Source organism: Rhizobacter fulvus (assembly GCF_964020785.1).
In genome coordinates, this window is the sequence record NZ_OZ224516.1 from 4164456 (window position 1) to 4177865 (window position 13410).

The window sequence follows — 13410 nt, forward strand, 5'->3', positions numbered from 1 at the left end:
CCGATGCGCGCAGCTACAGGCGCAGCGCCGCCGCGTAGCCCGTCATCTCGAGGTAGCCGCGGCCGACGCGGCGGCCCGATTCGTCGCGCAGGTCGCTCAGGCCCTCCCAGTAGATCGCGCCGCTGCTGCCGCGGCTGTCGAGTTCCTGGTTGTCGAGCAGCGCGGCCACCGTGAAACGGCCCGCCGGCGTCGCGATCGTCCATTCGACCGGGTAGCGCGCGCGCGAACTCGCGCTTTCCCAGACGCGGCCGGGTGTGAAGCCGACCTCGCCGGACGCGAAGTTGCGCACCGCGTCGCCCGCGCGTCGCAGGCTGCCGCCGGCGTAGACGCTGCCGCCGTCGGCACGGCGCAGGCGGAACGCGGTGAGCGCGCTGCCGTCGTCCAGGTTCATGCCGATCCAGTCCCAGCCGACCGCGCCGGCAGGCACGAACGCGTCGCTCCACTCGTGGTCCAGCCAGGCGCGGCCCGTCACGGCCGTGGCGCGGCCGTCGAGCGTCAGCGTGCCGCGGGTCATCAGCTGCGGTTCGCTGTAGTAGCGGCTGGTGTCGCCCGCCGCGGGGCCCTTGCGCGACAGGCCGGCGTCGCCCTGCAGCAGCACCGGCTGGGCCGAATCGAGCTGCAGGTCGAGCGTGAAGCCCGCGCTGTCGCTCGCGACGAAGGCCGCGTAGCGGCTGCGGTCGGCGGCGGCAGGCGAGGGCGTGCGCGCCAGGCGCCAGTCGCGCAGCACCACGTCGGTGTCGTCGGCGCGCGCCTGTGCGATGCCGAAGCCGGCGCGCGCGATGCGCTGGTCGTGCCGCAGGCGTCGACCTTCGAGGTCGGTCACCGCCGCGTGCGCGAACAGCAGCTGGGCCGGATTGAAGCGGCTCTGCGCGCCGGCGCCGATGCCGGTCGACGAGCGGAAGAACGTGATTTGGAATCCCCACAGTCTCGTGTCCGCCTGCAGGCTGCCTGTCACGTACCACCATTCGGTGCGCGCGGCCGGGTGCGCGCCGAAGTCGACCGGGAAGCGCATCGCGTCGGGCGCATCCGCCGCGGCGAGCGCAGGGGTCGCGGCGAGCCACAGCAGCAGGGAGCGTCGGTCCATCGGGCGAGCATCGCACAGCATGGCGTCACAATGCGGCGCATGGCCAAACCCGTTCCGCGCCTGACCCCCGCCGAGATCCAGCGCGTGATCGCGACCGCCTGGGACGACCGTCCGCCGTTCAACGCGGTGCTGATGGCGCACGGCCTCAACGAAGGCCAGCTGGTCGCGCTGCTGCGGCGTGCTCTCACGCCGAACGCCTTCCGCACCTGGAGCGTACGCGCGCGCGGGCGCTGAATTCCTTGTCCCTTCGATCTGCTCCGACGCTTGAGTCGCGTCGGTCTTTGCCCTAGTCTGCGGGCGCGCCGCGTTGCGGCAGACTTCACCGCTCGAATTCATCACCCCAGAGGAGAAACAAGATGCTGCAAACGAACAAGCCGAACCGCAAGTGGACCGTCGCCGCCGGGGCCGTCGCGGTCGCCGTCCTGGCCGCGTGCGGCAGCATGTCGACCGGCAAGACCGGCATGAGCTTCTTCGTCACCAGCGCCGGTCCTGGCAAGGGCGCGGACCTGGGCGGCCTCGCGGGTGCCGACGCGCAGTGCCAGAAACTCGCCAGCGCCGCGGGCGCCGGCAACCGCACCTGGCGCGCCTACCTGAGCCAGCAGCCGACGGCCAATGTGCCGGGCGTCAACGCCCGCGACCGCATCGGCAAGGGCCCGTGGACCAACGCCAAGGGCGTGGTCGTCGCGACCGACGTGGCCAACCTCCATGGCACCAACAACCTCAACAAGCAGACCGCGCTGACCGAGTCGGGTGCCATCGTCAACGGCCGGGGCGACACGCCCAACATGCACGACGTGCTGACCGGCTCGCAGCCGGACGGCACCTTCATCGCCGGCAACGTCAACACCACCTGCGGCAACTGGACGCAGAGCGGCGAAGGCTCGGCGATGCTCGGCCACCACGACAAGACCGGACTGGACGAGAGCGTGCCGGCGAAATCGTGGAACTCCTCGCACATGTCTCGCGGCTGCAGCCCCGACGCGCTGAAGGCCACCGGCGGCGCCGGCCTGTTCTATTGCTTCGCGGCCGACTGAGCGAAGCAGCGATTGGCAAACGCCCACAGCATGCGGCCGGCATCCGGGCCGGTCGGGTCGCTGTAGGGCTGGCCCGCAGCACCGCCGCTCCAGGCGTGGCCGAGGCCGCGCACCTCGCACAGCGTCACCAGGGCGCGGCCCGCGCGTTTGAAATCGGTCACGTCCATCGCGCGGCGGGTGCCGCGCTGCACGGTGCGCGTCGCCGCCGCGCTTGCACCCAGGGCCTCGGCCCAGGCCTGCGCGGCGGCGCGGCCGTTCGGCGGCGCGACCATGGGGTCCGACAGGCCCTGGATCACCAGCAGCGGCGGCAGCAGCGGCGCGTGCGGCCACGGGCCGGGCCGCCGCCGGCCGCGCATCGCACTCAAGGCCGTGGCGGTCGAATGTGCCGCCCCCGGCGCGATGCCTGAATGCATGACGACCGCCTGGAATCGCCCCGGGTGCTGCAGCGCGACCAGTGACGCCATGCCGGCGCCGGCGGACAGCCCGCCGATCGCGACCCGTGTCCGGTCGGCCCCATGCAGCGCGCAGGCCTGGTCGACCGCCGCGACGATGCTGGCCGCCTCGGCCTGGGCGCGCCCATGGCGCGTGTCGAACCAGTTCCAGCAGCCATGCGCGTTGGCCAGACGCTCCTGCTCGGGGAAGAGCAGCATGAAGCCTTCGCGCGTCGCGAGCGTCTGCAACCGCGTGAGGCGTGCGAACGCGGGCGCATCCTGGTCGCAGCCGTGGAGCATGACGAGCAGCGGCAGCGGCGTCTTGCGGCCGGTGCCGGGTGGCCGCCACCAGCGGTAGCGGCGGGCGCCGGCCGGGCCGACGGCGACGCCGGTCGCCCAGGGGCCGGCGCTTGCCTTCGTCGCTCGCGCGGCGCTCGATCGGGCCGCCGGGCGCCCGGCCGGGACCGGCCTGGCGTTCGTCCGCGCGCTTTTTGCAGTCGCCTGCACGACGGCGCGCCGGCTCGCGCGCAATGTCGCGCGCGTCATCGCCTTGAGCGTGCGCTGGAACGCGCCTGCCCACGGAGGCTTCCGCGCGCGCCGGGCCATCGGTCTGGCCGTCAGCGCGCCAGCAGGATCGCGGCCACCGCGAGCGCCGCCGGCACCGTCTGCACGAACAGGATCTTGAGCCCCACGGTCATCGCGCCGTAGAGCCCGGCGACGATCACGCAGCCGAGAAAGAACAGCTGCACCGGCTGGCCGGCCGCGCCCATGCTCAGGCCCCAGAGCAGCCCGGCGGCGAGGAAGCCGTTGTACAGGCCCTGGTTCGCAGCCAGGACCTTCGATGCGGTCGCGAACTCGGCGCTGTTGCCGAACACCTTGCGCCCGAACGGTTTGTCCCACAGCACCATTTCGAGCACGACGATGTAGAGGTGGATCAGCGCCACCAGCCCCACCAGCACGTTCGCGATCATCGGCTTCACCTTTCCTTGTTGGGTGCCGTAGTGTCGACGATGCGCAGGTATGCTGGCGCCCCGATGACGACGCTGCCCACGCCCAACTACCTCGGCGGCTACCCGGCCGAGCTGCAGGCGCAGGCGCGCGACCTGATCGCGCAGGGCGTGCTGGCCGAGCGGCTGCAGCGCCGCTACGGCGCGCCGCACGGCGTGCGCACCGACGGCGCGCTGTACGACTACACGACGGCGCTGAAGAGCCGCTACCTGCGCAACGCGGCGCCGCTGGCCAAGGTGGTGTTCGACAACCGGCTGCACGTGATCGCCAACGCGCTCGGCACCCACACCACGGTGGCGCGGGTCCAGGGCAACAAGCTCAAGGCGAAGCGCGAGATCCGCATCGCCGGGATCTTCCGCAGCGTGCCCGAGGCGTTCCTGAGGATGATCGTCGTGCACGAGCTCGCGCACCTGAAGGAGCGCGCACACGACCGCGCGTTCTACGCGCTGTGCACGCACATGGAGCCCGACTACCACCAGTTCGAGCTCGACCTGCGGCTCGCGCTGATGCAGGCCGAGGCGAGCGGTCAGCCGCTGTGGCCGGCGGTCGCGGAGAAATCGACCGCCTCGGCGGTCGCCGTGCCGTTGGTCCGGCCCGGGTAGCTGAGCCACCGCATCGCGACGTTGAGCTCGCGCACCACATCGGCGGCGTCGATCGTCGTGCCGTCGTCGAACGCCATCGTCCCGGTGGTGTGCGCGTCGCTGACCAGCGTCAGGTCGTAGCCGCGTTCGAGCGCGGCGTAGGCCGTCGCGCGGATGCACCAGTTGGTGGCCGCGCCGGCCAGCACGATGCGGGCCGCGTCGAGCCGCTCGAGTTCATGGTCGAGCCCGGTCTGCTCGAACGCCGAATTGAAGTGCTTGTGAATGCGCAGCTCGCCCTCGGCCGGCACCAGCTCGGGCACCCACTGCCATTCCGGGCTGCCGTGGACGAGTTCCGCGTCGGCGTGCTGCACCCAGATCACGGGCACCTGCCGGGCGCGTGCCCGCTCGACGGCGCGCGCGACGTTCGCGACGACGCGCGGCGCCTGCCAGGCCTCGGCGACCACGCCGACCTGCACGTCCACCACCATCAGGACGCTCTTGCTGCCCGCGCGCACGCTCGCCATGGTGCTGCTCCTTCGAGGTTGAGAGCGGACAGTCTAAGCGGCCAGCGAGGCCCGGTCACCAGTCTTCCTTGACCGCCAGCGCCATGTCGCGCGTCGCCGCGCGCCGGGCCGCGAGCCACGCGGTCAGCGTGCCGGCGATCACCACCGCCGCACACAAGGCGGCCAGCCGCGCCCACGGCAACAGCAGATCCATGGTCCAGTGGAAGCTTTGCGGGTTCACGACCTTGACCAGCACCACGCTGACCGCCAGCCCGAGCAGCAGCCCGAGCAGCGCGCCGGCGGCGGTCCAGACCGCGCCTTCGATGGCGACGACCGCGAGCACCTGCTGCCGTGTCAGCCCCAGGTGCGCGAGCAGGCCGAACTCCTTGCGCCGCGCCAGCACCTGCGCCGAGAAGCTGGCCGCGATGCCGAACAGGCCGATCGCGATCGCGACGGCCTGCAGCCAGTAGGTGACCGCGAAGCTGCGGTCGAAGATGCGCAGCGACGTGACGCGGATCTCGCCGACCGAGGCGAACTCGAGCAGCGCGCCGTCGAGCCCGAGCGTGCCGGCCAGCACGCGCAGGTCGCGCTGCACCGCGGCGGCATCGGCGCCGGGCTGCAACCACAGCGCGAGGTCGTTGACGCGCGTGTCGTCGCTCAGGCGGCGGTAGTCGGCCGCGTCGATCGCCAGCGCGCCGTGCTGGCGCGCGTAATCGCGCCACACGCCGCGCACGTAGACACTCGGGCGGCCCGCCAGCGGCAGTTGCAGCTGCGTGCCGGGGCGGGCGCCGTACAGGTCGACCATCGCCTCGCTGACGAACACCGCGGTGGCCCCGGGTGGCGCGTCGACCAGTTCGCCGACCAGCGGCAGGCGCCGCGCCGGATCGTCGAGCGGCCGCGCGATCAGCACGACGGCCGGGCGCGCCGGATCGAACTGCAGTTTCAGCACACGCTGCGCCTCGGCGCGATCGACGCCGCGGATCGCGGCGCTGCGGCGCGGCAGGTCGGCCGGCAGCGTCGCGACCTCGCCGGCGCCGAGCGACGAGGCGGCGCGCACGTACAGATCGGCCGGCAGCACGGTGTCCAGCCACTGAGTGACCGACTCGCGGAAGCTCGCGACCATCACGGTCAGCGCCACCGCCAGGCTGAGGCTCGCGACGACGCCGGCGACCGCGATGGTCGCGGTCTGGCGCTGGTGGCGCGCGCGCTCCACGGCGAGCAGTGCGAGCGCGTTCGTCGGCGGTGCGATGCTGCGCAGCAGCACCGCGACGCTGCCCGGCACGCACGCGATGCCGCCCAGCAGCAGACAGGCCACGCCCAGGTAGGCGGCCAGCGGAATGCCGGCGATCGGCGGCAGCAGCGCGAGCGCGACACCGGTCAGCAGCAGCGCCGGCCCCAGCCATACCGCGCCGACCGGAGGACCGCCGGCGCCCAGCCCCTTCAGTGCCTGCGCCGGTGCCAGGCGCTGCGCGTCGCGCGCCGGCAGCCAGCCACCGATCAAGGCCGCGGCGATGCCGAGCGCGCCATAGACGAGCGCGGCGCCGGCGTCGAACTGCAGCGCCGGCGCCACGCCCGGAAAGTAGCCGCCGCCGAGGTCGCCCGCGAGCAGCCGCAGCGCGAGCGCCGCCAGGGCCGTGCCGAGCGCGATGCCGAGCGCGCTGCCGAGGGCGCCGAGCAGCGCCGACTCGGCCAGCACCAGCGTGAGCCGCTCGCGCCCGCTCAGCCCCAGCACACCGAGCAGCGCGAGTTGCGGCTGGCGCTTGGCGACCGACAGCGACAGGATCGAAAACACGAGGAACGCGCCGGTGAACAGCGCCACCAGCGCCAGCACGGTGAGGTTGACGCGGTAGGCGCGCGAGACGTTCGAGACGCGCTGCGCGGCCTCGTCGGGCGCGGCGGCGCGCAGCTCCGGCGGCAGCGCCAGTTCGCGCAGCACCGCGGCGCGGTCGGCCCCGCTGCGCAGCCGCACGTCGATGCGACCGACGCGGCCGAGCCAGCCGAACGTGGCCTGCGCGCCGGCGATGTCCATCACCGCGACCGGTGCGCCTTCGGCGGCGATGTCGCCCGCGACCTTGAACGTCGCGCTGCCGCCCGGCGTCTGCACGCGCAGCGACGTGCCGGCGAGCCGGCGCCGCGCCTGTGCGTTCAGGAACAGCGCGTCGGGGGCGAGCAGCGACAAGCGATCCGTGCCGGCGACCGGGCGGGGCATCAGCGCGGGTGCCAGCGTCCCGGCGACGAGTGCGTCGAGCCCGATGATCTTGAGCGGCACGCGCTGGCCCTGCGCGTCGAACGCGTAGGTGTCGATCTCGATCACCGGGCTGGCGTTGGCGACCTGCGGATGGCGCGCGACGCGTTCGTAGAGCGTTTCGTCGAAGCCGCTGCCGACCTTGCCAACCGCGGCGCGCAGCTCGAAGTCGGGCACGCCATTGACGGCGCGCACCGCCGAGCTGAACTCGCTCAGCGCCGACTGGTTGATCAGCTGCACCGAGAACGCCAGCGCGACGCCGAGCATCACCGCGAGCAGCGCCGCGAGGTTGCGCCACGGGTGGTGGCGCAGCTCGGGCCAGGAGAGTTCGCGCAGCAACGGGCCCAGGAGCATGCGGCGGCCCCTCACCGCATGCCGTTCGCGGTCAGGGTCAGCACCCGGTCGGCGCGTGCCGCGGCGGCGCGCGAATGGGTCACGAGCACGCAGGCGGCGCCTTCGCGCCGCACTTCGGCACAGAGGAGGTCCAGCACGCGCTCGGCGGTCGTCGGATCGAGGTTGCCGGTCGGCTCGTCGGCGAGGATCAGCGCCGGCCGGTGCACCAGCGCGCGCGCGATCGCGACGCGCTGCAGCTGGCCGCCGGACAGCGTCTGCGGGAGTCGCGCGCCGAGCCCGGCCAGGCCGACCGCGGCGAGCACCGCGTCGACGCGCGCCTCGTCCGGTCGACCCTGCAGCAGCAGTGGCAGGCCGACGTTGTGCGCGACGCTCAGGTGCGGGAGCACGTGGAAGGCCTGGAACACGAAGCCGACCTGCACGCGCCGGAACAGTGCCTGCTCGGGCTCGGTCAACGCGGTGACCTCAGTGCCGGCGAGCCGCACACGACCGTCGGCGATCGTGTCCAGCCCGGCGATGCAGTTCAGCAACGTCGACTTGCCGACGCCCGATTCGCCGATGACCGCGACGAACTCGCCGTGCGCGACCTGCAGATCGACGCTCCGGAAGATCGTGGTCTCGCCGTAGCGCTTCGCGAGCGCCTCGACCTCGAGCAGCGGCGCGCCCGCGCTCATGCGCGAACGAGATCCGCGGCCAGCCGGCTCGCCAGCATGACGACGCTGTCCGTGGCGTCGGCGGCGTCGCAGGCCACGCGGTGGCGTTGCGGCAGGCTGCGCAACCAGGTCAGCTGGCGCTTGGCCAGCTGGCGCGTCGCCGCGACGCCGCGCTCGGGCAGCGCCGACAGGTCGCCGGCGACCAGCGCCTCCCAGGTCTGGCGGTAGCCGACGCAGCGCATCGACGGCATGTCCGCGTCGAGATCGCCGCGCTCGCCGAGCGTGCGCACCTCGTCGACCAGGCCGGCGTCGAGCATCTGGTGGAAGCGCTGCTCGATGCGCGCGTGCAGCCACGCGCGATCGTCCGGCTCGAGCGAGATCAACGGCGCGTGCGCGAGCGCCACCTTCTCGGTGTGGAACGACGACAGCGGCTGGCCGCTGACGCGGTAGACCTCGAGCGCGCGCTGGATGCGTTGCTGGTCGGCGGGCTTCAGGCGCGCGGCCGTGAGCGCGTCGACCCGCTGCAGCTCGCGGTACAGCGCGGGCAGCCCGTCGCGTTCCAACTGTTCGGCGATGGCGGTGCGCACGCCGCGATCCGCCGCGGGCATCGCATCGAGCCCGTCGAACAGCGCCTTGAAGTACAGCATCGTGCCGCCGACCAGCAGCGGCAGGTGGCCCCGCGCCGTGATCTCGGCGATCAGCCGATGCGCATCGGTGACGAAGCGCGCCGCCGAATAGGCCTCGCTCGGCTCGATGAGGTCGATTAGGTGATGCGGCACCTGCGCACGTTCGGCGGCGCTGGGCTTGGCGGTGCCGATGTCCATGCCGCGGTAGACCAGCGCCGAGTCGACGCTGACGATCTCGACCGGCCGCGTGTTCTGCCACGCGGTGGCGATCGCGAGCGCGGCGGCCGTCTTGCCCGAGGCGGTCGGGCCGGCAAGGCACAGGTAGGAGAAGCGGCTCATCGGGCGCGCGGCAGTGATTCGAGATGCATCGGTCAAGGGTAGCAGGCCGGCATCGCTGGCATCATCGACGGGGCCAGGACAACCGGAGAACCCGATGCACGCCTTCCGCCTTTACCTCGTCGTCGCCGTGCTCGCGCTCGGCAGCACCTCGACCGCGCTCGCGCAGGGGCGGCCGGACTCGGCCGCGTTGATCGCGGCGCAGCGCGAGGCGATGAAGGCGCTGGCGTTCATGGACGGCGCCTGGCGCGGGCCGGCCTGGACGCTGCTGCCGTCGGGGACCAAGCACGAGATCACGCAGACCGAACGCATCGGCCCGATGCTCGACGGCTCGATCAAGGTCATCGAGGGCAAGGGTTACGAGCCCGACGGGCGGCCGAGCTTCAATGCGTTCGCGACGATCTCGTACGACGTCAACACCAAGGCCTATCGGTTCCACTCGCATGCGATGGGCATGGCCGGGGATTTCGTGATCACGCCGACGAGCGACGGCTACGTCTGGGAGATCCCGGCCGGGCCGCAGGCGACGATCCGCTACAGCGCGGTCGTGAAGGGCGACGACTTCGTCGAGGTCGGCGACCGGATCGTCGCCGGCCAGCCGCCGCTGCGGATCTTCGAGATGCGCCTGAAGCGCCTCGGCGACACCACCTGGCCGGCGGGCGACGCGGTCAGCCCGAAGTAGCGCGCCGCTCGGTCACTCGACCGCCTGCGTCACCCCGTAGGCCGCCATCTGCGCCTGGAACTTCGCGACATCGTGGCTGAGGATCACGATGTCGTGGGTGCGACCGTCGCGGTCCTTCACCTGATCGTGCAGCAGCGCCTCGGCGCGGAAGCCCAGGCCTTCGAAGACGCCGATCGCGCCGCGCTGGTCCACGGTCATCTGCGCGGTCAGCTTCTCCAGGCCGAGTTCGACCGCGAGCGCCAGGATCTCCTGCGTCAGCTGGCCGCCGAGCCCGACACCGCGCGACGCCGGCTCGAGGATCACGCGCAGTTCGCCGACGTGCCGCGACCAGGACAACTCGTCGCGGACCAGCGTCGCGCAGCCCAGCATGGCATGGCCGCGCATCGCCAGCACGGTGACGATGTGCCCGTCGCGCGTCGCGTCCATCCACGCGCCGACGACTTTCGGCTGGCTGATGTCCCGCGGCAGGAACAGCAGGTCGTGCGCCGACAGGGTGCGCGCGAACGCGAGGACGGCGTCGCCGTCGTCCGCCGTCAGCAGCCGGAACTCGACGGGGCCGCCGCCGCTGGAAACGCTGCGGGGATAGGAACGTGTGCCTGAAATCATGTGGATCGCTTTCCCAACCAGGCGTCGAGGCGAGGCCACAGCCGCTTCACGGCATGGGCCCCGGCCACGACGCTGACATGGCCGCCCTTGAGCACGACCTCTTCCTTGTCCTTGGAGCCGACCATCGCGACCAGCGGCCGGGCCGCGTCGTACGGGACGATGTGGTCGTGCTCGGCGACCGCGTGGAACACCGGCACCTTGATCTTGCCGAGGTCGACCTTCTTGCCGCCGAGCACGAGCTGGTTCGTGGCCAGCTTGTTGGCCCACATCAACTCCTTCGTGGTCTGGCGGAAGAACTCGCCGGGGAGCGGCAGGATGTCGCTGGCCCAGCGGTCGAACATGCGGTAGCCCTTGACGAATTCGTCGTTCCACAGGTTGTCCAGCAGCTGCACCTTGCCGGCGATGCTGTCGGCCGGCCGCAGCATGTCGAACGAGCGGTAGATCATCTCGGGCGGCGCGTTGCCGAGCGTGTCGACCAGCTTGTCGACGTCGAAGTGGCGCCTGTCGCTCCAGCTCGAGAACAGCTTCATCGCGCTGAAATCGATCGGGGTCGTGAACACCGCGAGGTTCTTGACCGGGCCTTTCGGATTCAGCGCCGTGTGGAGCGTCGACAGCAGGCCGCCCATGCAGTAGCCGACCAGCGTGACGTCGTCGACGCCGCTGGCGCGCTGCACGCGGGCGATGCTGTCCGGGATGAAATCCTGCACGTAGTCCTCGAGGCGCAGGTGCTTCTCGTCCGGCCGCGGGGCGTTCCAGTCGATCACGAACACGTCGTACCCGGCCTTCAGCAGGTACTCGACGAGGCTCTGGCCGGGCGCCAGATCGAGGATGTAGCCGCGGTTGGTCACCGCCATCACCAGCAGCAGCGGCACGCGGTAGATCTCGTCCGTCATCGGCCTGTAGTGGTACAGCGCCAGCGTGCCGCGCTGCTGGAGCAGGTCGCGCGGCGTCACGCCGAGTGCCGGGCCGCCGGAGGACATGTACTCCAGGCCCTTGATGCCGCGCTGAAGTGCGCGGTCGACCTCGGTGCGGATGCGCGCGGCGATCGAAGCGGTGGCGGCAGACTTCGACGCGGCGCTGCTCATGGCCTCGGCTTGCGGGTGCGCGTCGGGGCGGGCAGCGCCGGGCGGCGCGGCGCCTCGCGGCCGGCGATCTGGTCCAGCGTGTGCTGCATCTCGATCAGCCGGTCCTCGAGCGCCTGCACGCGGTCGCCGAGCGCGAGCACGTCGGTGCGACTGGGCACGTTGAGCACTTCGAAGTAGCGCTGCGTCAGGTCCTTCGCGAGCTTCTTCGCGAGCAGCGCCGCACCCATCGCGCGGTTGGCGTTGCGGGCGAAGGCGTCGGTCTGCATCAGCGGGTGGGCCCGCGTGTTGATGCCCTTTTCGAGCCGGGAAACGAGGCCGCGCAGCAGGGCGAACGGGTCGAGTGAAACGGGTTCGGTCATGGCCCGAGTTTCGACAGAATCCGCCGCCCGCGCCGCTAGCGAATACCCGAGGCGCTCACCCGTTCACAGCATCGTCGGGTTCAGTCGCCAGACCGACACGGTCAGCGCGCTCGCGAACGCGACCCAGGCCAGGTAGGGCACGAGCAGCCCGCCCGCCAGCGGCCGGGCGCGCCAGAACGCGCGTGCCGTCAGCACGATCGCGAGCAGCAGCATCAACACCTCGGCACTGGCCAGCGCGCCCTGGTGCCAGCGGAAGAACAGCCAGGTCCAGAGCGCGTTGAGCCCCAGCTGCAGCGCATAGAGCGCCAGGGCAGGGCGCACCGCCGGCAGACCGAGCCGGCGCACGACGAGGACGGCGGCCGCGGCCATCATCAGGTACAGCGCGGTCCAGACCGGACCGAACAGCCAGGCGGGCGGCGCCCACGCCGGTTGCCGAAGGCTGGCGTAGTAGGCCTGTGCGTCGATGGATGCGGCGGCGCCGAGCGCGGCGGTCGCGGCCGTGGCCACGACGATCAGCGCCGGAACACCCCAGCGCGCGGCGGAGCCGTCGCTCATTCGAAACGCTCGTCCGCACGCAGGTAACGCCACTGCCCGGTCGGCAGGTCGCCCAGCATCACGTTGCCGATCCGCACGCGCTTGAGGCCGAGCACCTGCAGGCCGACGGCCTCGCACATGCGCCGGATCTGCCGCTTCTTGCCCTGGGTGAGCACGAAGCGCAGCTGGTCGTCGTTGACCCATTCGACATGCGCCGGCCGCAGTTCCTCGCCGTCGAGTTCCAGGCCGTGGCGCAGCAGCGCAAGACCCGCGTCGGACAGGCCGCGCGGATCGACCGACGCGACCCGCACCAGGTACTCCTTCTCGATCTCGCTGTCCTCGCCGATCAACTGCTTCGCGATCCGGCCGTCCTGGGTCAGCACCAGCAGGCCGACCGAATCGATGTCGAGCCGGCCGGCCGGCACGAGGTGGTTCAGGTGCGAGCGCAGGAAGCGCGTGCCCGAATGGTCCTCGCGCCACAGGCGGTCCGGGGTGACGAGCACGACGGCGGGCTCGTAGCCGTCTTCGGCCTGGCCCGAGACATAGCCGACCGGCTTGTTGATCAGCACGGTGACGCGCTGCGCCTGCTGGAACTTCGCCTTGGCGTCGATCGTGATGCGCTGGTGCGGCAGCACGCGCGAGCCGAGCGTGCTGACGATCTGGTCGTCGACCCGCACGTAGCCCTTGGCGATCCACTCGTCCGCTTCGCGGCGCGAGGCGATGCCGAGTTCGCTCATGCGCTTGGACAGCCGCATGCTGCCCGGGGCATGTTCGGTGTGCTCGAAGCGGTCGTCGTCATCGTCGTCGCGGGGGCTGCGACGCGCTGCGCGCGGATCGGGCCGGCCCGGCGGGCGCGCCGGCGGCCGTGGCTCCACGCGGGGCGCAGGCCGCTGCGCCGGCGATCGGCCGGGCGCGGGCGCCGGCGGGCGCTCGGTGCCGCGGGGCTCGGCCCGGCTGCCGAATGCGGTATTCGCGCCGCGCTGCGGCGGCGCCGACCGAGGCGCCGCGCGCGGGGCAGGGCGCGGCGGAGTCGGCGCGCCCTCGCCACGACGCGTGAACGACTCGGGCGGCCGTTCGCCGAAGCGCTGCCTGAGCTGCTCCTGGTAGCGCGCTTCGCGCTCTGCGCGCTGTGCCTGTGCCTGCGCGAGCGTCGGTCGCGCCCCCTTCGCACCGGCGCCGACGCCGCGCACCGGCGGGCGGTCCGGGGCAGGCGCGGCGCCGCCGGTGCCGGCGGGCTTCTTCAGTTTGATCGTGGCCATGGCGCGATTGGAGCATGGTCGTCCGGTGCCTGC

At 72.2% G+C, this 13410-nt stretch carries 16 protein-coding genes; 4 read left to right on the forward strand and 12 right to left on the reverse strand.

All coding sequences use genetic code 11. The features are described 5' to 3' along the window. Positions 1-13 precede the first annotated feature (13 nt). Entirely contained in the window at positions 14-1084 is a 1071-nt protein-coding gene (locus ACWH49_RS19865) for a lipocalin-like domain-containing protein (RefSeq protein WP_448173035.1), read from the reverse strand. 39 nt (positions 1085-1123) lie between these two features. Here ACWH49_RS19865 and ACWH49_RS19870 point away from each other — a divergent pair, with 39 nt between their 5' ends. Together ACWH49_RS19870 and ACWH49_RS19875 are read left to right on the forward strand one after the other, a co-directional pair. Further along, on the forward strand, positions 1124-1318 hold the full coding sequence (locus tag ACWH49_RS19870; protein ID WP_448173036.1) for a DUF2805 domain-containing protein: 195 nt from the start codon (positions 1124-1126) through the stop codon (positions 1316-1318). Positions 1319-1440: 122 nt separating this feature from the next. Then, a complete protein-coding gene (locus ACWH49_RS19875; protein WP_448173037.1) occupies positions 1441-2118 on the forward strand; it encodes a hypothetical protein in 678 nt (225 codons plus the stop codon). On the opposite strand, the gene ACWH49_RS19880 is transcribed toward ACWH49_RS19875, so the two are convergent. Together ACWH49_RS19880 and ACWH49_RS19885 are read right to left on the reverse strand one after the other, a co-directional pair. After that, complete coding sequence (locus tag ACWH49_RS19880) at positions 2097-3095, reverse strand: extracellular catalytic domain type 1 short-chain-length polyhydroxyalkanoate depolymerase (protein WP_448173038.1); 999 nt, start codon at positions 3093-3095, stop codon at positions 2097-2099. The genes ACWH49_RS19875 and ACWH49_RS19880 overlap by 22 nt on opposite strands. A gap of 71 nt (positions 3096-3166) precedes the next feature. Continuing rightward, positions 3167-3520, reverse strand: a complete 354-nt coding sequence (locus ACWH49_RS19885) for a DUF1304 domain-containing protein (RefSeq protein ID WP_448173039.1) — start codon at positions 3518-3520, stop codon at positions 3167-3169. A gap of 63 nt (positions 3521-3583) precedes the next feature. Between ACWH49_RS19885 and ACWH49_RS19890 the strand changes: the two genes are divergently transcribed. Further along, positions 3584-4159 carry a M48 metallopeptidase family protein gene (locus ACWH49_RS19890; RefSeq protein WP_448173040.1) on the forward strand — a complete coding sequence of 192 codons (576 nt, stop codon included), beginning with the start codon at positions 3584-3586 and terminating at the stop codon, positions 4157-4159. Here ACWH49_RS19890 and ACWH49_RS19895 read toward each other — a convergent pair. From ACWH49_RS19895 to miaA, 4 genes are read right to left on the reverse strand one after another with little or no spacing between them, the layout of a single operon-like run. Continuing rightward, positions 4084-4662, reverse strand: a complete 579-nt coding sequence (locus ACWH49_RS19895) for a cysteine hydrolase family protein (RefSeq protein WP_448173041.1) — start codon at positions 4660-4662, stop codon at positions 4084-4086. The two genes, ACWH49_RS19890 and ACWH49_RS19895, sit on opposite strands and share 76 nt — an antisense overlap. A 55-nt stretch (positions 4663-4717) precedes the next feature. Further along, on the reverse strand, positions 4718-7240 hold the full coding sequence (locus ACWH49_RS19900; protein ID WP_448173042.1) for an FtsX-like permease family protein: 2523 nt from the start codon (positions 7238-7240) through the stop codon (positions 4718-4720). An 11-nt stretch (positions 7241-7251) separates the two neighbouring features. Next, the gene (locus tag ACWH49_RS19905) at positions 7252-7911 is read right to left on the reverse strand and encodes an ABC transporter ATP-binding protein (RefSeq protein ID WP_448173043.1); all 660 of its coding nucleotides are present in this window, start codon (positions 7909-7911) and stop codon (positions 7252-7254) included. Next, positions 7908-8855, reverse strand: a complete 948-nt coding sequence (gene miaA / locus ACWH49_RS19910; protein ID WP_448173044.1) for a tRNA (adenosine(37)-N6)-dimethylallyltransferase MiaA — start codon at positions 8853-8855, stop codon at positions 7908-7910. The genes ACWH49_RS19905 and miaA overlap by 4 nt, the downstream gene beginning before the upstream one ends. 94 nt (positions 8856-8949) lie before the next feature. Here miaA and ACWH49_RS19915 point away from each other — a divergent pair, with 94 nt between their 5' ends. Continuing rightward, positions 8950-9534 carry a DUF1579 domain-containing protein gene (locus ACWH49_RS19915; protein ID WP_448173045.1) on the forward strand — a complete coding sequence of 195 codons (585 nt, stop codon included), beginning with the start codon at positions 8950-8952 and terminating at the stop codon, positions 9532-9534. A 12-nt stretch (positions 9535-9546) separates the two neighbouring features. On the opposite strand, the gene ACWH49_RS19920 is transcribed toward ACWH49_RS19915, so the two are convergent. From ACWH49_RS19920 to ACWH49_RS19940, 5 genes are all read right to left on the reverse strand, one after another. Next, positions 9547-10140: an N-acetyltransferase family protein gene (locus ACWH49_RS19920; RefSeq protein WP_448173046.1), complete on the reverse strand. Its 594-nt coding sequence runs from the start codon at positions 10138-10140 to the stop codon at positions 9547-9549. Further along, positions 10137-11225, reverse strand: coding sequence for a PHA/PHB synthase family protein (locus ACWH49_RS19925; RefSeq protein ID WP_448173047.1), 1089 nt, complete (start codon positions 11223-11225; stop codon positions 10137-10139). The genes ACWH49_RS19920 and ACWH49_RS19925 overlap by 4 nt, the downstream gene beginning before the upstream one ends. Continuing rightward, positions 11222-11584, reverse strand: a complete 363-nt coding sequence (locus tag ACWH49_RS19930) for a hypothetical protein (protein ID WP_448173048.1) — start codon at positions 11582-11584, stop codon at positions 11222-11224. The genes ACWH49_RS19925 and ACWH49_RS19930 overlap by 4 nt, the downstream gene beginning before the upstream one ends. A 63-nt stretch (positions 11585-11647) precedes the next feature. Beyond that, a complete protein-coding gene (locus ACWH49_RS19935) occupies positions 11648-12139 on the reverse strand; it encodes a TspO/MBR family protein (RefSeq protein WP_448173049.1) in 492 nt (163 codons plus the stop codon). Continuing rightward, on the reverse strand, positions 12136-13377 hold the full coding sequence (locus ACWH49_RS19940; protein ID WP_448173050.1) for a pseudouridine synthase: 1242 nt from the start codon (positions 13375-13377) through the stop codon (positions 12136-12138). The genes ACWH49_RS19935 and ACWH49_RS19940 overlap by 4 nt, the downstream gene beginning before the upstream one ends. Positions 13378-13410 lie beyond the last annotated feature (33 nt).